Below are 18,892 nucleotides of genomic sequence, written 5' to 3' on the forward strand. Positions count from 1 at the left end.
ACGGGCGCGGGTTAGGCTCGACGGATGGCCCTCTTCTCTCGCCGGTCCAAAGACGCCCAGCCCGAACAGCCGTCTCCTGAACCGGTCGACCATTCCGTGCAGGAGGCCGCGGCGGCGGCCGTCGCCGAAACGACGTCCGCCGCATCCGTCGGCATCTCGATGTCGTCGTTCCGGGGGCTCGGCGGGCAGACGCCGACCGCATCAGCGCCTGCCGCGCCGCCTCGGCGCACGCCCGACGAGACCGTTCCTGGTCTGAAGGACAACGTGCTCCTGCGCGACAGCCTCTCGCGCTACCCCGATCAGCCGCAGTCGGCCGACCTCATGGACCTCGCGCGCCAGGTGCTGCAGGGCCACCTCTTCCTTCGCGTGCGCGGCGACGCGCAGGCCCTCATGTCCGAGGGCAAGCCCCTGCCGCTCGCATCGATCACGCTCGGCGAGCATCGCTTCGCGGTCGCGTTCTCGAGCGGCAAGGCGCTCGCCGACAGCATCCGCGCCGACGGAGACACCGCGACGTCGGCGATGGGTCAGCCTGCGCTGCTCGTGCTGCGCAACGTCCTCGCGAGCGACGCTTCGGGGCTCGCGATCGACCCGTCGTCGGGCCCGGCCCGTGCGATCCTGCCGCGCGAGCTCATCGAGAAGATGCTCGCCGCCCTGGATGAGGGGCTCACGATCAAGACGCTGCTCGCCGGTGAGCGGACGGATGCCACGACCGCCGCGGTCGCCGACGCCATGACCCGCGTGCCCCTGTGGGTCGCCGTCAACCGCCCCGCCGAGGGCGACGGGCGCATCGGCGTCGCCGAGGGCCGCGCCCCCGACGGCAGTCGGTTCCTCGAGGTCTATTCGCACCCGCTCGAGGTCGTCGCGATGGGTCGCGGCGACACCGCGGCGCCGCTGTCGGGCGCCCGCATCGCAAGTGCGCTGCGCGCGGACGAGGGACTCGCCGGGGTCATCGTCGATCCGCGTGGGCCGTGGATGCGCCTGTCGCGCGAACACCTCGCGACGCTCCTCGCGCTCGACCCCGACTGAGGTCGCTGCTCGCGCTCGATTCGTCGCTGTCTGTCGGCGCGACGGTCGCCGCAGACTCGGAGAATCGCATCGGATTCGGATGCGGGATGCCGCGGCATCCCAATCCGCTGTTCCTCTCCGAATCCGCTGCAGGACGCGCGGGGGTGTGCGGGAGCGGAAGGTGCCGGATGTCGCGGCATCCCGCTAGCGTCTGAGCATGGCGTCCGAACGCATCACCCTCACCGTTCCCGGCCTCGACGGCGACCGCGAGGTGGGGCTGTCGAGCCCCAATCGCGTCTTGTGGCCGGAGCTCGGGATCACGAAGCATGAGCTCGCCGAGTACCTGATCGCCGTCTCGGGGCCGTTCCTGGCGGCCAACGGCGACCGGCCCGTTTCGCTCGAGCGGTTCCCCGAAGGCGTCGACGGTGAGCAGTTCTATTCGAAGAACCCGCCCAAGGGCGCCCCCGGCTTCGTCGAGACGGTGACCGTGACCTACAACAGCGGCCGTCGGCATCCGCAGATCGTCTTGACGGAGCCCGCCGCCGTCGTGTGGGCGGCGCAGATGAACACGGTCGTGTTCCATCCGTGGGCATCGCTCGCGTCCGACGCTGACAACCCCGTCGAGCTGCGCATCGACCTCGACCCCCAGCCGGGGACCGATTTCGCGGATGCCGCGGCCATCGCGCCGGCGCTGCGCGACGTGCTCGCCGAGGCGGGCCTCGAGGCGTGGGTCAAGACGAGCGGCAACCGCGGCATCCATGTGTTCTGTCCCATCGAGCCGACGCACGAGTTCCTCGACGTGCGCCACGCCGTCATCGCGGCTGCGAGGGAGCTCGAACGCCGCCTGCCCGACAAGGTCACGACCGCCTGGTGGAAGGAGGAGCGTGGCGAACGCGTGTTCGTCGACTTCAATCAGGCCAATCGCGATCGGACGATGGCAGGCGCCTACAGTCCCCGCGCTCTCGCCGGGGCGACGGTGTCGATGCCGCTCTCGTGGGACGAGGTGGCGGATGCCGATCCCGCCGCGTTCACCGTGCGATCGGCGCCGCAGCGCCTCGCCGACGTCGGCGATGCGTGGGCGGGTTTCCTCGAGAAGCCGGGCCGCATCGACACCCTCCTGGAGTGGTGGCAGCGCGATCTGGACGCGGGGCTCGGCGAGCTGAACTTCCCGCCCGACTTCCCGAAGATGCCGGGCGAGCCCCCGCGCGTGCAGCCGAGCCGCATCAACCCCGAGAACTGGACCTGACGACCTCGACCTTGAAGCCGGCGGAATTCTCGAGCCAGCCCGCGTAGTGATCGGCGCCCCCCGCGTGCGGATACCGGTCGTGATACAGCGGTGCCCACCCGTGCGCGGGCGCATCGGCCATGATCGCGTCGACCTCGTCGGTCGTGCCGCCGTCGAACGCCAGGTGATTGAGCCCCGGGCGTCGGCGATCGTGCGGCGCGTCCGCGAGGTTCGGTGACGTCGTGAAGGTGAGGTACGCGCCGTCGCCCGCCGACCACGTGCGGCCCTCCGGCCATTCGCCGTCGAGCTCGTACCCGAGGCGACCCAGCAGCCACTCCCAATCCGCTGCCCCAGGCCGGGGCACCCAGAGCTCGACGTGATGCAGACCCGGCATCAGTCCAGCACATCCCGCACGTCGTAGTCGGCGACGGTCTCGAGCTGGTCGTAGGTGCACGACCGTGGATCGCGGTCGGGGCGCCAGCGCTCGAACTGCACGGTGTGACGGAAGCGCCAGCCCTCGAGCTGGTCGTAGCGGACCTCGAGCACCCGCTCGGGTCGAAGCCGCACGAACGACATGTCCTTCTCGGCGCCCGTGAACCGCGACTTCTCACCCGCGCCGGTCAGGGCTTCGCCGGCGTCGTCGCGCTCGATGAGCGGCTCGAACTCGTCGATGAGCTCGAGGCGCCGCGCGTTGCTGAACGCCGAAACGGCGCCGACGGGCAGGAGAGTGCCGTCCTCACCGTACAGACCGACCAACAGCGATCCGAGCCCCTGCCCGGACTTGTGGAGGCGGTACGCCCATGCGACGACGTCGGCGGTCCGCGCGTGCTTGATCTTGAACATCGTGCGCTTGTTCGGCGCATACGGCTGCGCGAGCGGCTTCGCGACGACTCCGTCGAGGCCGGCACCCTCGAACTCCGACAGCCAGCGTTCGGCGAGAGTCGCGTCATCCGTCGTCCGCGTGACGTGGACCGGATGCGACACCCCGCCCAGCAGGTCGACGAGCTCGGCTCGGCGCACGGAGAAGGGCTCCGCCTGCAGGTCGCGGTCGCCGCGGGCGAGCAGATCGAATCCGATGAACATCGCCGGTGTCTTCTCGGACAGCATGGTCACGCGAGAGGCGGCGGGGTGGATGCGCTGCGTGAGGGAGTCCCAATCGAGCCGCTGGCGTCCGCCTGACTGCTGCGGCACGACGATCTCGCCGTCGATGAGACACGGCTCGGGAAGCAGCCGTGCGAAGGCCTCGACGAGTTCGGGGAAGTACCGGGTGAGCGGCTTCGCACCGCGTGAGCCGATCTCGACGTTCTCGCCGTCCCATGAGACGAGGGCGCGGAAGCCGTCCCACTTCGGCTCGAAGCTCAGCCCGCCCGGCGTCTTCGCGGGATCGGGCACGGACGGAACCGACTTCGCGAGCATCGGCGCGGGGATGACGTAGGTCATGGCATCCATCCTGGCCCTCCCCACCGACGCCCGTGTCCCACTTCTCCTCGGAATCGCGGTGGGAAGCGAGGGGAACGGGGACACGAAGCATGGAAGGTGGGACGCCGACCCTCGAGCCGCGGTGTATCAGCGCGGCGGGACCCGGCTCTGTCCGGATATGACCGCCATCCGACTCGAGGTCGCGTCGCCCAGCATCCCGATCCGTCTGGGGTGGTGGGCGCGTCTGTGGTTCTGGGTGAGGCGCTACGGTCCGGCGGAGCTCGGGTGCCTCGTCACGATGCTCATCGCGAGTGCGTGGGCAGCGGAGCTCACCGATTCGCCCGCTCTGCTCGCGGTCGCCGCGATCGCCGGTGCCACGGTGGGGTTCTACGGGGTGCTGATCGTCACGGTCCTGCGCGAGCAGCTCCGGCTGCTCCCGGCGGGTCGTGGTCGCGTGCGCCGTGCGATCACCCGCACGACGGCGCTGCTGTTCGCCGAGTTCGGCATCGCCGAGATCCTCGACACATTCTTCTACCGGCCGCTGCTCATGATGGCGGGCGTCGTGGTGATCGGCGACGCGGTGTGGGGACTCCTCGCCGGCAAGGTGGTCGCCGACATCCTGTTCTACGTCATCTCTGCGGTGTGCTTCCGGGTCACGGAGCGCACGGGTATCCGGATGCCGCGGCCGCGCCGTGCGCGCGTCGCGGCCGTCTGAAGCGCCGGTCTCCGCTTCGGCGGGTGAGGCGAAGCGTGCTACAGTCGCAGCAGTCAAACCGACTGGACGGTATGCACGCAAGGAGGCGCTGATGCCCGGCCCTGATCGAGTCCGCAGATTCGACGGCACAGTATCGCTCGTCACCGGTGCCAGCCGGGGGATCGGACTGGCGATCGCTCACCGCCTCGTCGCCGAGGGCGGATCGGTCGTGATCACCGGCCGTCGTCAGGAGGGGTTGGATGCCGCGCTCGGCGAGCTCGGCGAGTCCGCCTCTGCGGTCGCGGGTCGCGCCGACGACGCCGAGCACCGCGCCGCCGTGTTCGATCACATCGCCCAGCGTCACGGGCGGCTCGACCATCTCGTCAACAACGCCGGCATCAACCCGGCCTACGGGCCGATCGTCGACGTCAGTGTGGACGCCGCCCGCAAGATCCTCGACGTGAACGTCGTGGCGGCGCTCGACTGGACTCGCGCCGCGGTCGCCGCGGGGCTCTCGCGATCCGTCGTCAACATCGCGTCCGTCGCCGGGCTGGGCGCGAGTCCCGGCATCGCCTTCTACGGCATCTCGAAGGCCGCCTTGATCAACCTGACGATGCAGCTCGCATACGAGCTCGCGCCGGGGATCCGTGTCAACGCCGTCGCGCCGGCGGTCGTCAAGACCGCCTTCGCGCGAGCTCTCTACGAAGGGCACGAGGCCGAGGCATCCGCGGCCTATCCGCTTCGCCGTCTCGGAGAACCCGACGACGTCGCGGCGCCCGTCGCCTTCCTGCTGTCGAGCGACGCCGCCTGGATCACGGGTCAGACGCTCCCGATCGACGGCGGCGCCGGCATCCGTCCGTTCCTCTGATTCCGCGGATTCGCGGAAGGATGGTCTCATGAAGGACTCCCACGTCGCAGACGACGTCACCCGGGCCGCCGTCGAGCTGTTCGCCACGCAGGGCTACGCGAACACCAGCGTTCAGCAGATCGTCGCAGCCGCCGGCGTCACCAAGGGCGCGATGTACCACTACTTCGAGTCGAAGGACGATCTGCTCTTCGCGATCTACGAGACTCTGCTCTCGCTGCAGAAGGCGCGCCTCGACGAGATCATCGGACGCGGCGGCGCGACCGACGACGTCCTTCGCGCCGTGTGCGTCGATGTCATCGAGACGTCGATCGACTACATCGCCGAGGGCACCGTGTTCTTCCGCAGCATGCACATGCTCTCGGCGCCCCGGCAGCAGGAGGTCACGCGTCGCCGCCGGCAGTACCACGACGAGTTCGCCGAGCTCATCGAACGCGGACAGCGCGAGGGGCTCTATCGCACCGACATCCCGCTCGCGATGCTCGTCGCGCACTTCTTCAGCGACCTGCACTACCTCTCGCACTGGTATTCGCCCGAGGGACCCGAAGACAAGACCCTCGTCGCCCAGCAGCTCACCGACCTCTTCCTCACCAGCATCAGGAGCACGGATGTCTCTGCCTGACTCCATGCGCGCATGGCGCGTCGCCCGACTCGGCGAGCCCGCCGAGGCGCTCTCCCTCGACACCGTCCCCGTGCCGAAGCCGGCCGCAGGCGAAGTGCTCCTGCGCGTCGGCGCCGTCGCGGCGAACTTCCCGGACGTCCTGCTGGCGCGAGGACAGTACCAGGTCAAGCCCGACCTGCCGTTCGTGCCGGGCGTCGAGTGCAGCGGTGCGGTCGTCGCCCTCGGCGAAGGCGTCACGGGCCTGGAGGTCGGCGACCGTGTCGTGGCCGCGAAGATCGGCGTCCTCGCCGAGTACGCCGCGATGCCGGCCGCGGCGGTGCAGCGGATTCCGGATGCCTTGAGCGAGGTCGCGGCGGCAGGCCTCACCATCGCGTACCAGACGGCGTGGTTCGCCCTGCACCGGCGGGCGGCCATCCAGCCGGGGGAGTGGCTCCTCGTGCATGCGGCAGCGGGCGGCGTCGGCGCGGCCACCGTGCAGCTCGGCGTGGCCGCGGGCGCCCGCGTGATCGGCGTCGTGAGCTCGGCGGAGAAGGCCGAGGTGGCCCGTGCCGCCGGTGCCGCGCACACGGTCATCCGCGGCGTCGACGACGTCGCGGCATCCGTCAAGGAGATCACCGGAGGCCATGGCGCCGACGTCGTGTTCGACCCCGTCGGAGGCGCCGCGTTCCAGGCCTCGACGCGCTGCATCGCATTCGAGGGACGGATCGTCGTCATCGGCTTCGCGAGCGGTGAGATCCCGACCCTGACCGTGAGCCACACGCTCGTGAAGAACTACGGAGTGCTGGGGCTGTACTGGGGGCTCTATCAGGAGCGTCATCCCGAGCTCGTCGCCGAGGCTCATGTCGAGCTCATGCGACTCTTCGAGGAGGGCGCGATCGACCCGGTCGTCGATCACGCCGTCCCGTTCGATCGCGCTCCCGAGGCGCTCACCGCGCTCGCGTCCGGTGCGACCGTGGGGCGGGTCGTGGTCGAGGTCGCTGGGTGACGGATCTCGACGGCCGGGTCTGCCTGGTCACCGGAGCGGCTCGCGGCATCGGTGCGGCCTATGCGCGGGCTCTCCACGCCACCGGCGCCCGCGTCGTGATCGCCGACATCCTCGACGACGCAGGCGAGGATCTGGCCGCGGACCTCGGCGAGGGAGCGCTGTACGCACACCTCGACGTCACGGACGAGGACCAGTGGGCGGCGGCGGTCGAGGCATCCATCGCCACGTTCGGCACGGTGGACGTCCTCGTCAACAACGCCGGAATCGCGAATGCGGCGCCGATCGAGCATCTCTCGACGGCGAAATGGGATGCCGTCATCGCCGTGAACCTGACGGGCACGTTCTTCGGCTGCCGGGCGGTCGTGCCGGTCATGAAGCAGCAGGGTCGCGGCTCGATCATCAACATCTCGTCGGTCGAGGGCATGCGCGGCAGTCCCGGGCTGCACGGCTACACCGCGGCGAAATTCGGGGTGCGCGGTCTGTCGCAGTCGCTCGCGGTCGAGCTCGGGGCCTCCGGCATCCGCGTCAACTCCGTGCATCCGGGGTTCATCCGCACGCAGATGACGACGCGCATCGATCCCGCTCACCTCGAGATCCCCCTCGGGCGACCGGGTGAACCGGAGGATCTCGCGGGCACGATCGTCTTCCTCGCGAGCGATGCATCGTCCTTCACGAGCGGTGCCGAGTTCGTCGTCGACGGCGGCATGATCGCGGGCATCCCGCACCGGTGAGCGCACGTCCGCGCGTACGTCCGCGCGAGCGGGCATCCCATGCCCGAGCGGGCACATCCTGCAACGCCTCACCCTGCCCGTTCGGGAGAACCATGCCCGCTCAGCGCGCGTGACCTCGGCTCCGGCGGTGCCTCGGGATCACAATCCTGCAACATAAACATACCGCGCGGTCGGTTTCTGAGATATGGTGGGCACACCCGACACGAAGAGGTGCCGATGTCCCCCGAAGAACCCACCCGAGACCCCGCAGCCCGGCTGTCGGTCGAGGGGCTCACCGTCGCCTTCGGCGGCCTGACCGCCGTCGACGGCGTCTCGTTCGAGGTCCGCCCAGGAGAGGTGGTCGCTCTCATCGGACCGAACGGTGCGGGAAAGACGACGGTGTTCAACGCGATCTGCGGTCTCGTGCGCTCCCGTGGAGCGATCGCGATCGACGGTGCGCCGGCTCCGCGGCGTACAGCAAACCTGCGAGAGCGTGGCGTCGCACGCACGCTGCAGGGACTCGGGCTGTTCGTGGGACTCTCGGTGCGCGAGAACGTGTTGGTCCCGATCGCTGACCACGGGGATGCCGCAGCCCGGGTGCAGCGTCGACTCGACGAACTCTCGCTTGCGGCGCTCGCCGATACGCCCGTCGCAGCGCTCTCCTACCCCGACCGCAAGCGGGTCGCGCTGGCGCGCGCGCTCGTGTCGGAGCCGCAGCTTCTGCTGCTCGATGAGCCCGCGGGTGGCCTCGGCGCCGACGACATCGCAGACCTCGCCGACATCGTCCGATCGGTCGCTGCGGGAGGATGCAGCGTGCTCCTCGTCGAGCATCACGTGGACTTCGTGATGGCGCTCGCGGACCGCATCGTCGTGCTCGACTTCGGCCGCGTCATCTCCCGCGGCACGCCTGCCGAGATCCGCGTGGACCCCCGAGTCGAGGAGGCCTATCTGGGCACGCGCGTCCAGGACGTGAGGGCGACCGCATGACGGCCGCGGCGACCACGGCCGGGGCGCTCGCCGTCGACCGGCTCACTGTCGGCTACGGCGGCGCTCCGGTCCTGCACGACGTCTCCTTCGCGCTGCGACCGGGCGAGATCGTCGCCGTTCTCGGAGCGAACGGCGCGGGCAAGACGACGCTGCTGCGCTCGCTCGCAGGTCTCGTGCGCGTGACGTCCGGCGACGTCCTCCTCGACGGCATCGACCTCGCTCGTGTGCGCACGGAGGACCGAGCGCGACGGGGACTGGCCCTCGTGCCCGACGGCCAGAGCGTCGTCGCCGAACTCACGGTCGACGAGAACCTGCGCCTGGGCGCCCTGTGGCGTCACCGCGGCGTTGCGCGCGCACGAGCGCTGGACGGCGTGTACGACCTGTTCGAGCCGCTCGCGCGACGCCGCGACAGCGCCGGACACCAGCTCTCAGGCGGTGAGCGGCAGATGCTCGCCCTGGGGCGCGCCCTCATCGCGGATCCGATCCTGCTCGCCCTGGACGAGCCATCCCTCGGGCTTGCGCCGCTCGTGGTCGCACAGCTGCTCGGGGTCCTGCGGGATGCGGCGCAGAGCCGCGGGCTCACGGTCCTGCTCGCCGAGCAGAACGTCACGAGCGCTCTCTCGATCGCCGACCGAGGGGTCGTGCTCGATCTGGGGCGGGTGGTCGCCGACGCTCCCGCGACCGCCCTTGCGCACGATTCCGCCCTCCGACACGCCTACCTGGGATTCTGATGGACCGACTCGCTCTTCTCCTCGCCACGGGACTCGCGCGCGGCGCGATCTTCGCGCTGTTCGCGCTCTCGCTCGTTCTGATCTGGCGCGCAGCGCGGATCGTCAACTTCGCCCAGGGGGCGATGGCACTCGTCGCGACCTATGTGGCCTTCGCCGTCACGGGGTTCACTGGCTCGTACTGGATGGGGCTCGCCGCCGGCGTGATCTCGGGCGCCGCCATCGGCTTCGCCGTCGAGCGGGGAGTCATGCGCTACGCCCCTCGCGACAACCCGATGTCGGGCGTCATCGTGGCGATCGGCCTCGTGATGGTGCTCCAATCCCTGCTCGGCATCCTCTTCGGTCAGCAGTACCAGCCGATGCGCGCGCCGTTCGACGACACTCCGATCGTGATCGGCGGGATGCCGCTCCTCTCGCCCTACGACCTCTTCGTTCTCGTCGTCGCGCTCGTCGTGATGGTCGGCCTCGCGATCCTGTTCGCCCGCACCTCGCTGGGGCTGCAGCTGAGGGCGTCGGCGTTCGCGCCGGAAGTGTCGCGCGTGCTCGGGGTGCGGGTGGGCAGGATGGTGACGATCGGATGGATGCTGTCAGCCGCTGTCGCGGCGCTCGCCGCGATGCTGCTCGTCCCCACCGAACTCGGGCTGAACCCGCACTCGACCGACGTGCTCTTCGTCTACGCCTTCACGGTCGCCGTCATCGGCGGACTCGACTCGCCTGCCGGCGCGCTGCTCGGCGGTCTGCTCGTCGGTGTCGCCATGACCCTCGTCACCGGCTATCTCGGGTCCACCGTCGCGCCGATCGGCGTGCTCGTGCTGCTCGTCGCCGTGCTGCTGGTCAAACCGGGCGGAATCTTCTCGATGCGAGAGGCGCGCAGCGCATGACCCGTCTCTTTCCCGCACTGACAGGTCCGGCACGCACCGTCGTGTTCGGCGTCATCCTCACGACCCTGGCGATCGGTGGAACCTTCCTGCTCGATCCGTACCGCAACTTCCAGCTCGCGACGATCGCGGCATCCTTCTGCGCCGCCGCAGGACTCACTCTGCTGATCGGGCTCAGCGGTCAGCTCTCGCTCGGCCACGCGGCGCTCATGGCGGCGGGTGGCTACGGATACGCGCTCACGGTCAATGCCCTCACCCACCTCGGGGTCGACGGAGTCCCTCGGTTCGCGCTCGCCCTGTTCGCCGCGGTCGCCGTCGCCGGAGTGATCGGCCTGCTCCTCGGGCTCGCCGCCGCTCGCCTGCGAGGACCCTATCTCGCCGGTGTCACGCTCGCGCTCGTGATCGCGCTGCCGGCACTGACTGCCGTCTTCTCGGGCGTGCTGCGTGGCGATCAGGGCCTGCAGATCCCCTTCGACGGTGTGCCGCCGTTCCTGCGCGCGCTCATCGCGATCGAGCAGTGGCAGGCATGGGTCGCGATCCTGGTGACGGGATTCGTCGTAACGACGCTGGCCGCCACTGCGCGTGGCCGGCTGGGGCTGCGCATGCGCGCTGTCCGCGACGACGAGACCGCCGCGCGACTGAGCGGCGTTCCTGCGGGCCGGGTCAAGGTCGCGGCGTTCACGCTGAGCGCCGTCTCGGCGGGCGCGGGGGGCGCCGTGCTGTGCTTCGTGACGCAGTCTGTGAGCCCCGGCGCCTACACGTTGGCATTCTCGCTGCTCCTCGTCGTCGCGGTCGTCATCGGCGGACTGGGGAGTCTCGGCGGCGCGGCGATCGGCTCCGCGCTCATCGTGCTGCTCCCGTGGCTCCTCAACACCACGACGGCCGCACTCGATCTGCCCGTCGAGGTGTCGCAGCGGCTCGCGGGGAACGCGTCCGTGCTGATCTTCGGGCTGCTCCTCATCGTCGTCACCCTGGCGCGTCCCGGGGGACTCGCGAGCCTGCACATCCGGCGCAGTCGGCGTAGTGAAGCCCCGCTCGCAGCGCCCCCGGAACCGCCCGCCTCCGCGGGCGAGCCGCCACCCCGCATTCCGATCCTGTCCCACCCGCCCACCACAGAGAGGTGACCATGTCACAGCATCACACCGCACGCCGACGTGCGGCCGCCCTCGCGCTCGCGGCCGTCGTCGCCCTCGCGCTCACCGCCTGCAGCACTCCGGCCGCACCCGGCGACGACTCGTCCGGCCCGCCGCCCGGCGTCACCGACACGACCGTCACGATCGGGGCGCACACCCCGCTCACGGGTCCGGCGGCGGCAGGATACGCGTCCATCTCGGCGGCGGCATCCGCCTACTTCGCGTACCTCAACGCCCAGGGCGGAGTGCACGGTCGCGAGATCGAGTACATCGTCAAGGACGACGGCTACAACCCCGCGACCACGCAGACGGTGGTCCGCGAGCTGGTGCAGGAGGACGAGGTGTTCGCGATCGTCAACGGCCTCGGCACTCCGACCCACACGGCCGTGCTCGACTACCTGAATCAGAACGAGGTGCCGGACCTGTTCGTCGCGTCGGGGTCCACCAACTGGAACCAGCCCGACAAGTACCCGTTCACCTACGGCTTCAATGCCGACTACGTGGTCGAGGGCGCCGCGCTCGCGCAGTACGCCGCCGACACGGCGCCGGGCAAGAAGGTATGCCTCCTGGGTCAGGACGACGACTTCGGCGACGAGCTCATCGAGGGTGCCGAGCTCGCTCTCGGAGCCGACGGTCTCACCCACGTCGAGCGCTACTCCGTCTCGAACCAGGACGTCACCGCCCAGATCGGCGCGCTCAAGGCCGCGGGGTGCGAGATCAATCTGCTCGCGACGATCAACGGCTTCACGGCGCTCGCGATCGGCACCGCGGCACAGTTCGGCTGGTTCCCGCAGTGGTTCTCGTCGTCGTCCGGCGCGGACTACCCGACGCTCGTCGGGTACTTGGGCGAGGACGTCGGTCCGAAGCTGCTCCAGGGCTTCACGGGCACGAACTACCTGCCGGCGCTCGGAGGCGACGACGAGTGGGTGTCGCTGTTCCGTGAAATCAACGACGAGTACAACGACGGCGCCCCGTTCGACGGCAACACCATCTACGGCATGAGCGTCGCGTATCTCTTCGCCGAGGCGCTCGAAGCCGCCGGCGAGGATCCGACCAGACAGTCGCTGCTGGATGCCGTGGCATCCGGCGATCTCGCGGGCAACGGCATCCTTCCCCTGTCGTTCTCGTCCGACACCCACGCGGCCTACCTGGGCGTCGGCATCAGCCAGGTCGACCAGGGCGTGCAGGACTACGTCGGCGCGACCTATGCCATCGAGGGCGGCGACGTCGTCGAGGTGGATGCGACGCCGGTGCCGCTGTCAGGCGAGGGCGTTCCCGGCTCCTGAGTCATTCCGATTCGCGCGAGCGGGCACTTCGCGCCCCATCGGGCATGTTGAGTCGCACTCATCGTGCCCGATGGGGACGAGTGTGCCCGCTCGCGGCCGAACCTCTCAACGAGGCGTGCGGATGCTGTACACCGCCAGTCGGCGGCGCAGCGCCGATGCCGACCCCAGGTGGTCGAAGGACCAGCGAGCGATCGGTCGCACCGTCTTCGCGCGGATCCAGTCCTCCCGCTCCTTCTCGATCTGGAGTACGTCACGGGGAGTCCGGTTGCCGCTCATGGCCGGGTCGAGATACTTGCCCATGCCGTCGAACTCGCCCCAGGCATCCGCCTCCTCGAGCCCGAAGTCGACGTAGAAGTAGCCGCCGCGTCCGTTGCTGATCGGCACCTGGAGCTGGATGTCGGTGAATCCGAGCTCATGCAGGAGCACGCGACTCACGCTCTCGCCAGGCAGCTGGGCTCGCCCGTCTGCGAATTCGATGACGTGGCGTGCCTGACGCACCCCGCGACCGCCCGCCATCGCCGCGACGCGTGATCTCAAGCCGTCCTTGAAGATCTCCGCGCTCTCGACGTCGTATCTGCGCGCCCGGTCGTCCCAGGCGACCCGCCGGAGCGCGGCGTCCGCGGCACACACCGCGGTGCGGAGCGGGGTCGAGCGCGCGACATCGACGACCGTCCTCTCGAGGGACGTGCAGCGGATGCCGTCGAACTCGGCGACGTCCACCTCGGCGAGTGAATCGCGGTGGCGCACGACCGAGGCGCCCGAGTGCGCCTCCAGGCTGTGTCGCAGTGTCCTGTGGACGGCCGTGGGCGCGCCGCCGTAGAGCGGCAATCCCCAGACCGCTGCCGCCGACACGTGCGAGATGACGCTGTTGTCCGTTCGTTCGGCGCGGGTGACGGCCAGCACGCGCAGCAGGTGCTGCTGTTCGCGACGGAGCCCACGCACGGCGGGGCCGCTCGCGTAGCTTCCACGGTGCACGGGAACGAGGTCGCCCGCCTCGACGCGTCGCTTGATCTCCCTCCAGCTCGTACCCAGCCTCAAGGCGGCCGAGTCGATGAGCAGGTCTGCCAGGTCGTCGCGCTGCATCCACCGAGGTTGTCAACTCTTCGCGCGCGACATCGTTTGCCACGACCGATCAGGGGACCCGAGGCCGTGAAGGCGCCCTGGGGAGGAGCCGCCGCTCAGTCGAACGGGCACGTTCCACCCGAGCGGGCACGGTGTTTTGTTGCCGTGGCTGCCCGCTCGGGACGAACATGCCCGCTCCGACCGGGAATGCACCGGCTCGGGGCGGGACCGACTCAGGAGACGGGGGTGAACTGCTCCACCAGGCTGCGCTTGAGCACCTTGCCGCTCGAACCCAGCGGCAGCGTCGGCACGATGTGCACCACGCGGGGGTACTTGTAGGCCGCGATCCGATCGCGGACGAACGCGACGACCTCGTCGGCATCCAGCTCGACGTCCTCGTGCGGAACCACGGCGGCATGGACCTCCTGCCCGCGCATGTCGTCGGCGACGCCGAACACCGCCGCGACGGCGATGCCCGGGTGTCGCGCGAGCACCGCCTCGACCTCGGTCGGGTAGACGTTGTAGCCCGAGCGCACAATCATGTCCTTCTTGCGATCGACGATCGTGAGGATCCCGTCGACGTAGGTCCCCAGATCGCCCGTGCGGAACCAGCCGTCGACGACCGCGGCGGACGAGGCATCCGGTCGTCCGAGATAGCCCTTCAGGAGGTTGTGGCCGCGTACGACGATCTCGCCGAGACCGTCCTCGACGAGTTCGACGCGGTCTTCGGTCTCGGGATCGGCGATCGCGACGTCGACGCCCCAGAGCGCCCGTCCCACGGTGCCGGGGCGGATCGGCTCGTGCAGCGGGTTCGACGAGACCGTTGGGGCCGTCTCGGTCAGGCCGTACCCCTCGTGCACCTGCGCGCCGAAGGCCTCGCAGAAGGCCTCGAGCACGGCGACGGGAAGCGCTGCCCCGCCCGAGACGGCGTAGCGCAGGGGCGGCCGGTCCGCCGAGCGGCGCGCAGCCTCGAGCATCCCGACATACATCGTCGGGACGGCGGTGAAGACCGTCGCATCGAGCCGTGTCATGAGGGCGAGCGCCTCGTCGGCGTCGAAGCGGGGGAGCAGGATGACGGATGCCCCGACCCGGAACGCGATGTTCATGACCGCGGTCTGGCCGAAGGTGTGGAAGAGCGGCAAGCCGCCGAAGACGATGTCGTCGGCACGCAGGTCGAAGGCGTCGATGAGGGTGCAGTGGATCTGCTCCACGATCGACAGGTGCGAGCCGACGGCGCCCTTGGGGGTGCCCGTCGTGCCGGAGGTGTAGAGGATGGTGGCGGCATCGAGGGGACCCACGGGCTCGTGCCGTGCAATGGGAGCGGCGATGGATGCCTCGGCCTCGAGCCGCGGCAGATCCACGCCCGCATCGGCAGGAAGCAGGACCGTGAGGAGCGGCACCCCCGCCTGCGCCGCCGCCGGTGCCGCCTCGGTGAGGAGCGGAGCGGCGGCGACGAGCAGGTCCGCGCCCGAATCGCGCAGGACGAAGGCGATCTCGTCGGCCTTGAAGAGCAGATGCACGGGCACGACGATCGCGCCGAGCGACAGCGCCGCGAAGTACACGCGCGCGAAGTCGGGCACGTTCGGAATGAGCATCCCGACGCGGTCGCCGCGGCCGATGCCGCGCGCACGCAGGGCGCCCGCATACGCACGCGTCTGATCCCACAGCTCGCGATAGGTGGTCGTGCCGCCCATGAAGTGCAGAGCGATGCGATCGGGATGACGCGTCGCCGACTCGCTCAGGATGCTCGCGACCGACAGCGTCGCGAAGCCGGCGTCGTCGATGGCCGGATCGGGGGAATGAGTCATCAGGGGCCTTCCTCGTTGAAGATCGTTGGAGCGGGATTCGGGATCAGCCGCGCAGCTCGGCGCGACCGAGGCTCGAGAGATGCACCTCGTCGGGGCCGTCTGCCAGGCGGAGCGAGCGGATGCCGGCATACAGCTCCGCCAGCGGCGTGTCGCTGGAGACGCCGGCCCCGCCGTGCACCTGGATCGCGCGGTCGATGATCGTCTGCACGGCGCGCGGGACCGCGATCTTGATGGCCTGGATCTCGGTCATCGCCCGGCGATTTCCGACGGTGTCCATGAGCCACGCCGTCTTGAGCACGAGCAGTCGCAGCGCCTCGAGCTGGATGCGCGCCTCGGCCGCCCACTCCCGGACGACGCCCTGGTCGGCGAGCGAGCGCCCGAACGCCTGGCGCTCGTTCGCCCGGGCGATCATGAGGGCGAGCGCCCGCTCGCCCATGCCGATGGCGCGCATGCAGTGGTGGATGCGTCCCGGTCCGAGCCGCGCTTGCGCGATCGCGAAGCCGGAGCCCTCGTCGCCGATCAGGTTCTCGGCCGGCACGCGCACGTCGTCGAACGCGATCTCGGCGTGGCCGCCGTGGTCGCGGTCGTCGTAGCCGAACACGGACAGCGGGCGGACGATCCGCACTCCGGGGGTGTCGCGCGGCACGAGGATCATGGACTGCTGACGGTGGCGATCGGCCTCGGGGTCCGTCTTGCCCATGACGATGAAGATGGCGGCATCCGGATTCATCGCTCCCGTCGACCACCACTTGCGCCCCGACACCACGTACTCGTCGCCGTCACGGCGGATCCGCGTGCCGATGTTGGTCGCATCGGACGACGCGACATCGGGCTCGGTCATGCAGAACGACGACCGGATCTCGGCGCGAAGGAGCGGGTCGAGCCACTGAGCCTTCTGCGCCGCGGTGCCGAAGTCGTTCAGGACCTCCATGTTCCCGGTGTCGGGGGCGGCGCAGTTGAACGCGACGGGGGCGAGGCGCGGACTCCACCCGGTCACCTCGGCGATCGATGCGTACTGCAGATTGGTCAGCCCCGCACCGCCGTGATCGCCGGGGAGGAAGAGGTTCCACAGCCCCTGAGCGCGCGCTTCGCGCTGCAGGTCCGCGATGACGCGCCAGCCTCCCCATCGGTCGGGCTCGGCGGCCAGCTCGGCGTCGAGCACCGGCTCGGCGGGGAGCACATGCCCTTCGAGGAATGTTCGTGCGCGGTCGGTCAGCTCCCGCGAGCGTTCGTCGACGGAGAAATCCATCAGCGCACCTCCAGCCCTTTCTGTGCGAGCGGCTCGACGAGCGCGCCCATCCGATCGAATCCCTCGCCGACGGTGTCGCCGGCCTGGTAGCGGAAGTGGATTCCCTCGAGGATGACGGCGAGCTTGAATGCCGCGAAGGCGCGGTACCAGCGCAGATCGGGCACGGCGATCCCCCCGTGCTCCGCGTAGACCTCGACGAGCTCCTCGAAAGAGGGGTAGCCGGCATCCGGGTCGACCGCGCTCGGCACCGCGCCGGCGAAGCCGCCGGGGAGCCCCGCGATGTCCCAGTAGAGGGCGAGGATGCCGAGGTCGACGAACGGGTCGCCGAGCGTCGCCATCTCCCAGTCGAGGATCGCGGAGATGTGCGGCTCGTCGGCGGTGCCGATCACGAGCGCGTTGTCGAGACGATAATCGCCGTGCACGATTCCCGCGCGCGTGGACTGCGGCATGCCGTCGGCCAACGTCGACTGCAGCGTGTCGAGTGCGGGTGTGTCCCGCGATCGCGAGGCATCGAGCTGTCGCCGCCAGGTCGACACCTGGCGCTCGAGATATCCGTCCGGGCGTCCGAAGTCGGCGAGGCCGACCGCGCCCGGATCGATCGCGTGCAGATCGGCGAGGTGCTGTGCGAGCTCCATGCTGAGCGATCGGAGGCCATAGGCCGTGTAGTCGGCGTTCTGCCCGCGGTGAGCCAGGACGCTGCCGGGGGAGCGCTCCATCACGAAGAACACGGTGCCCGTCACACGGTCGCTCGTCGTGTCGTCAACGACATCGACGACGGCGGGGACGGGGACGCCGCTTCCGGCCAGCGCGGAGATCACCTTATGCTCGCGCGCCATGTCGTGGGCGCTGGAGAGCACGTGGCCGAGCGGGGGGCGGCGCAGGATGAGCGGCAGTCGCGCGCCATCCACGGCGTAGGTGAGGTTGCTGCGTCCCCCCGCGATGACGGTCGCGCGAAGCTCCGTGCCCGCGAGATGCGGATGCTCCGCAGCGAGCCACGCGGTCAGCCCCGCGACATCCAGTCCGGGAACATCGGTCATCGTCGACCCGCCTCTCTGCGTCCGCCTCGCGGACTCCACCAGCATACCGGATGGTCGGTATGTGTCGAGTCAGTCGGATGACAGGGTCTCGATCGCGCGGCGGATGGATGACGGAACCGGAGTCGGACGACGGGTCGCGGCATCCACGAACACGTGCACGAACCGACCCGTCGCGATCGGCTCATGCTCACCCGCGCGCAGTATGCCGAGGGACCACGTGACGCTCGACGTGCCCAGGCGCTCGACGCCGATGCCCACCTCGAGCTCGTCAGGGAAGCCGGCTGATGCGTGGAACTCGCACGACGATGCCGCGCACAGGGCGATCGCGTCGCCGCCGTGGGGATCGAGCCCCCCGACGCGGATCATCCACGCGTTGACCGCGGTGTCCATCGCGGCGTAGTAGACCGTGTTGTTGAGGTGGCCGTACTGGTCGTTGTCGTTCCAGCGCGTGGCGAACGGCTCGCGCGCGCCGTACCCCGGCATCAGTCGTCGACCCGCAGCAGCAGGCGGAACGCGACACGCGCACGCTCGGCGCTCGGCTGATCGCCCGAGATGAGGTCGGCGTACGTGAACGACTCCGACATGCGCACGAGCAGATAGGCGAGTCCAGGAGGGTCGATCGCGCCACCCAGCGGCTCGTCGCCGAGATCGCGTCGCACGAGCCACTCGGCCGTCGCGACGTACCGACGCTGGATCGGGCTCTCCTTCGTCGTGAGAAGTCGCAGCGCGCGCGCGGGCTCGCGCCGCAGGAACTGGCGAAAGTAGTCCGCCGTGATGAGGTCGTCGACGAAGTGGGTCAAGATGCCCGCGATCCGCGCGCCCCCGCTGCTCTCGGTCGCGGCGTGGTCGGCCTGGACGAGGGTCGGGATCGCGAGCGACCACAGCACCTCGCTCAGCAAAGCGTCGCGGTTGCCGACCCAGCGGAAGAGCGACGTCCGTTCGACGCCCAGGGAGCCGGCGAGACTCCCCATGTCGATGCGTCGGCCGTCGATGAAGATCTCGCGCGCCGCCTCGAAGGCGCGGACGGCATCGGGGTGGGCGCCGGATGAGAGGCGCTCCGAGAGCCAGGACGACGCGGCCTCGACCCCCACGGTCGCAATGGGGATTCGGGATGCCGTGGCCGTCGTCATTCCGGAACTCTACCGCTCAGAATGCACGGGTGTGCAACGTTTTGAAAAATGATGCATACTCGATCGGAG

At 69.9% G+C, this 18,892-nt stretch carries 20 protein-coding genes; 12 read left to right on the top strand and 8 right to left on the bottom strand.

Annotation, left to right across the window (positions count from 1 at the left end; translation table 11 throughout):
• Positions 1-24: 24 nt before the first annotated feature.
• Positions 25-1,026 carry an SseB family protein gene (locus MA876_RS11085; protein ID WP_248148818.1) on the top strand — a complete coding sequence of 334 codons (1,002 nt, stop codon included), beginning with the start codon at positions 25-27 and terminating at the stop codon, positions 1,024-1,026.
• 196 nt (positions 1,027-1,222) lie between these two features.
• Positions 1,223-2,251 carry a non-homologous end-joining DNA ligase gene (ligD, locus tag MA876_RS11090; RefSeq protein WP_248148820.1) on the top strand — a complete coding sequence of 343 codons (1,029 nt, stop codon included), beginning with the start codon at positions 1,223-1,225 and terminating at the stop codon, positions 2,249-2,251.
• Here the strand turns inward: ligD and MA876_RS11095 are convergent.
• Both MA876_RS11095 and MA876_RS11100 read right to left on the bottom strand, forming a co-directional pair.
• Entirely contained in the window at positions 2,229-2,624 is a 396-nt protein-coding gene (locus MA876_RS11095; protein ID WP_248148822.1) for a VOC family protein, read from the bottom strand. The genes ligD and MA876_RS11095 overlap by 23 nt on opposite strands.
• A complete protein-coding gene (locus MA876_RS11100; protein ID WP_248148830.1) occupies positions 2,624-3,670 on the bottom strand; it encodes an ATP-dependent DNA ligase in 1,047 nt (348 codons plus the stop codon). Before MA876_RS11100 ends, MA876_RS11095 begins: the two co-directional genes overlap by 1 nt.
• Positions 3,671-3,827: 157 nt before the next feature.
• Here MA876_RS11100 and MA876_RS11105 point away from each other — a divergent pair, with 157 nt between their 5' ends.
• From MA876_RS11105 to MA876_RS11150, 10 genes are all read left to right on the top strand, one after another.
• Complete coding sequence (locus MA876_RS11105; protein ID WP_248148831.1) at positions 3,828-4,364, top strand: hypothetical protein; 537 nt, start codon at positions 3,828-3,830, stop codon at positions 4,362-4,364.
• Positions 4,365-4,455: 91 nt separating this feature from the next.
• A complete protein-coding gene (locus tag MA876_RS11110) occupies positions 4,456-5,211 on the top strand; it encodes an SDR family oxidoreductase (protein ID WP_248148832.1) in 756 nt (251 codons plus the stop codon).
• A gap of 28 nt (positions 5,212-5,239) precedes the next feature.
• Positions 5,240-5,830: a TetR/AcrR family transcriptional regulator gene (locus MA876_RS11115; RefSeq protein WP_248148833.1), complete on the top strand. Its 591-nt coding sequence runs from the start codon at positions 5,240-5,242 to the stop codon at positions 5,828-5,830.
• The gene (locus MA876_RS11120; protein ID WP_248148835.1) at positions 5,817-6,815 is read left to right on the top strand and encodes an NADPH:quinone oxidoreductase family protein; all 999 of its coding nucleotides are present in this window, start codon (positions 5,817-5,819) and stop codon (positions 6,813-6,815) included. The genes MA876_RS11115 and MA876_RS11120 overlap by 14 nt, the downstream gene beginning before the upstream one ends.
• Positions 6,812-7,546: an SDR family NAD(P)-dependent oxidoreductase gene (locus tag MA876_RS11125; protein WP_248148836.1), complete on the top strand. Its 735-nt coding sequence runs from the start codon at positions 6,812-6,814 to the stop codon at positions 7,544-7,546. The genes MA876_RS11120 and MA876_RS11125 overlap by 4 nt, the downstream gene beginning before the upstream one ends.
• A 216-nt stretch (positions 7,547-7,762) precedes the next feature.
• On the top strand, positions 7,763-8,512 hold the full coding sequence (locus MA876_RS11130) for an ABC transporter ATP-binding protein (RefSeq protein WP_248148838.1): 750 nt from the start codon (positions 7,763-7,765) through the stop codon (positions 8,510-8,512).
• Positions 8,509-9,243: an ABC transporter ATP-binding protein gene (locus MA876_RS11135; protein WP_248148840.1), complete on the top strand. Its 735-nt coding sequence runs from the start codon at positions 8,509-8,511 to the stop codon at positions 9,241-9,243. Before MA876_RS11130 ends, MA876_RS11135 begins: the two co-directional genes overlap by 4 nt.
• On the top strand, positions 9,243-10,121 hold the full coding sequence (locus MA876_RS11140; protein WP_248148843.1) for a branched-chain amino acid ABC transporter permease: 879 nt from the start codon (positions 9,243-9,245) through the stop codon (positions 10,119-10,121). The genes MA876_RS11135 and MA876_RS11140 overlap by 1 nt, the downstream gene beginning before the upstream one ends.
• Positions 10,118-11,242 (top strand): branched-chain amino acid ABC transporter permease, encoded by a 1,125-nt coding sequence (locus MA876_RS11145; protein ID WP_248148848.1) that lies wholly within the window; start codon positions 10,118-10,120, stop codon positions 11,240-11,242. The genes MA876_RS11140 and MA876_RS11145 overlap by 4 nt, the downstream gene beginning before the upstream one ends.
• A gap of 2 nt (positions 11,243-11,244) precedes the next feature.
• Positions 11,245-12,537, top strand: coding sequence for an ABC transporter substrate-binding protein (locus MA876_RS11150; RefSeq protein WP_248148849.1), 1,293 nt, complete (start codon positions 11,245-11,247; stop codon positions 12,535-12,537).
• A gap of 105 nt (positions 12,538-12,642) precedes the next feature.
• Here the strand turns inward: MA876_RS11150 and MA876_RS11155 are convergent, their stop codons facing one another.
• The 6 genes from MA876_RS11155 to MA876_RS11180 all read right to left on the bottom strand — a co-directional run bounded on the left by MA876_RS11155 (position 12,643) and on the right by MA876_RS11180 (position 18,823).
• The gene (locus MA876_RS11155; protein ID WP_248148850.1) at positions 12,643-13,620 is read right to left on the bottom strand and encodes a hypothetical protein; all 978 of its coding nucleotides are present in this window, start codon (positions 13,618-13,620) and stop codon (positions 12,643-12,645) included.
• A 212-nt stretch (positions 13,621-13,832) separates the two neighbouring features.
• Positions 13,833-15,407 (bottom strand): AMP-binding protein, encoded by a 1,575-nt coding sequence (locus MA876_RS11160; RefSeq protein ID WP_248148853.1) that lies wholly within the window; start codon positions 15,405-15,407, stop codon positions 13,833-13,835.
• A 43-nt stretch (positions 15,408-15,450) separates the two neighbouring features.
• On the bottom strand, positions 15,451-16,656 hold the full coding sequence (locus MA876_RS11165; RefSeq protein WP_248148855.1) for an acyl-CoA dehydrogenase family protein: 1,206 nt from the start codon (positions 16,654-16,656) through the stop codon (positions 15,451-15,453).
• Positions 16,656-17,693, bottom strand: a complete 1,038-nt coding sequence (locus MA876_RS11170) for a phosphotransferase family protein (RefSeq protein ID WP_248148857.1) — start codon at positions 17,691-17,693, stop codon at positions 16,656-16,658. The genes MA876_RS11165 and MA876_RS11170 overlap by 1 nt, the downstream gene beginning before the upstream one ends.
• Positions 17,694-17,762: 69 nt before the next feature.
• On the bottom strand, positions 17,763-18,176 hold the full coding sequence (locus tag MA876_RS11175) for an acyl-CoA thioesterase (RefSeq protein WP_248148859.1): 414 nt from the start codon (positions 18,174-18,176) through the stop codon (positions 17,763-17,765).
• The gene (locus tag MA876_RS11180; RefSeq protein ID WP_248148861.1) at positions 18,176-18,823 is read right to left on the bottom strand and encodes a QsdR family transcriptional regulator; all 648 of its coding nucleotides are present in this window, start codon (positions 18,821-18,823) and stop codon (positions 18,176-18,178) included. Before MA876_RS11180 ends, MA876_RS11175 begins: the two co-directional genes overlap by 1 nt.
• Positions 18,824-18,892 lie beyond the last annotated feature (69 nt).

This window comes from Microbacterium aoyamense, from assembly GCF_023155855.1.
In the GTDB taxonomy this organism is placed as follows: domain Bacteria; phylum Actinomycetota; class Actinomycetes; order Actinomycetales; family Microbacteriaceae; genus Microbacterium; species Microbacterium aoyamense.

Bases quoted from the DNA above. Each gene is read 5' to 3' on its own strand.
- MA876_RS11085 (WP_248148818.1), top strand. From the start codon at position 25: ATGGCCCTCTTCTCTCGCCGGTCCAAAGACGCCCAGCCCGAACAGCCG.
- ligD (WP_248148820.1), top strand. From the start codon at position 1,223: ATGGCGTCCGAACGCATCACCCTCACCGTTCCCGGCCTCGACGGCGAC.
- MA876_RS11095 (WP_248148822.1), bottom strand. From the start codon at position 2,624: ATGCCGGGTCTGCATCACGTCGAGCTCTGGGTGCCCCGGCCTGGGGCA.
- MA876_RS11100 (WP_248148830.1), bottom strand. From the start codon at position 3,670: ATGACCTACGTCATCCCCGCGCCGATGCTCGCGAAGTCGGTTCCGTCC.
- MA876_RS11105 (WP_248148831.1), top strand. From the start codon at position 3,828: ATGACCGCCATCCGACTCGAGGTCGCGTCGCCCAGCATCCCGATCCGT.
- MA876_RS11110 (WP_248148832.1), top strand. From the start codon at position 4,456: ATGCCCGGCCCTGATCGAGTCCGCAGATTCGACGGCACAGTATCGCTC.
- MA876_RS11115 (WP_248148833.1), top strand. From the start codon at position 5,240: ATGAAGGACTCCCACGTCGCAGACGACGTCACCCGGGCCGCCGTCGAG.
- MA876_RS11120 (WP_248148835.1), top strand. From the start codon at position 5,817: ATGTCTCTGCCTGACTCCATGCGCGCATGGCGCGTCGCCCGACTCGGC.
- MA876_RS11130 (WP_248148838.1), top strand. From the start codon at position 7,763: ATGTCCCCCGAAGAACCCACCCGAGACCCCGCAGCCCGGCTGTCGGTC.
- MA876_RS11135 (WP_248148840.1), top strand. From the start codon at position 8,509: ATGACGGCCGCGGCGACCACGGCCGGGGCGCTCGCCGTCGACCGGCTC.
- MA876_RS11140 (WP_248148843.1), top strand. From the start codon at position 9,243: ATGGACCGACTCGCTCTTCTCCTCGCCACGGGACTCGCGCGCGGCGCG.
- MA876_RS11145 (WP_248148848.1), top strand. From the start codon at position 10,118: ATGACCCGTCTCTTTCCCGCACTGACAGGTCCGGCACGCACCGTCGTG.
- MA876_RS11150 (WP_248148849.1), top strand. From the start codon at position 11,245: ATGTCACAGCATCACACCGCACGCCGACGTGCGGCCGCCCTCGCGCTC.
- MA876_RS11155 (WP_248148850.1), bottom strand. From the start codon at position 13,620: ATGCAGCGCGACGACCTGGCAGACCTGCTCATCGACTCGGCCGCCTTG.
- MA876_RS11160 (WP_248148853.1), bottom strand. From the start codon at position 15,407: ATGACTCATTCCCCCGATCCGGCCATCGACGACGCCGGCTTCGCGACG.
- MA876_RS11165 (WP_248148855.1), bottom strand. From the start codon at position 16,656: ATGGATTTCTCCGTCGACGAACGCTCGCGGGAGCTGACCGACCGCGCA.
- MA876_RS11170 (WP_248148857.1), bottom strand. From the start codon at position 17,693: ATGACCGATGTTCCCGGACTGGATGTCGCGGGGCTGACCGCGTGGCTC.
- MA876_RS11175 (WP_248148859.1), bottom strand. From the start codon at position 18,176: ATGCCGGGGTACGGCGCGCGCGAGCCGTTCGCCACGCGCTGGAACGAC.
- MA876_RS11180 (WP_248148861.1), bottom strand. From the start codon at position 18,823: ATGACGACGGCCACGGCATCCCGAATCCCCATTGCGACCGTGGGGGTC.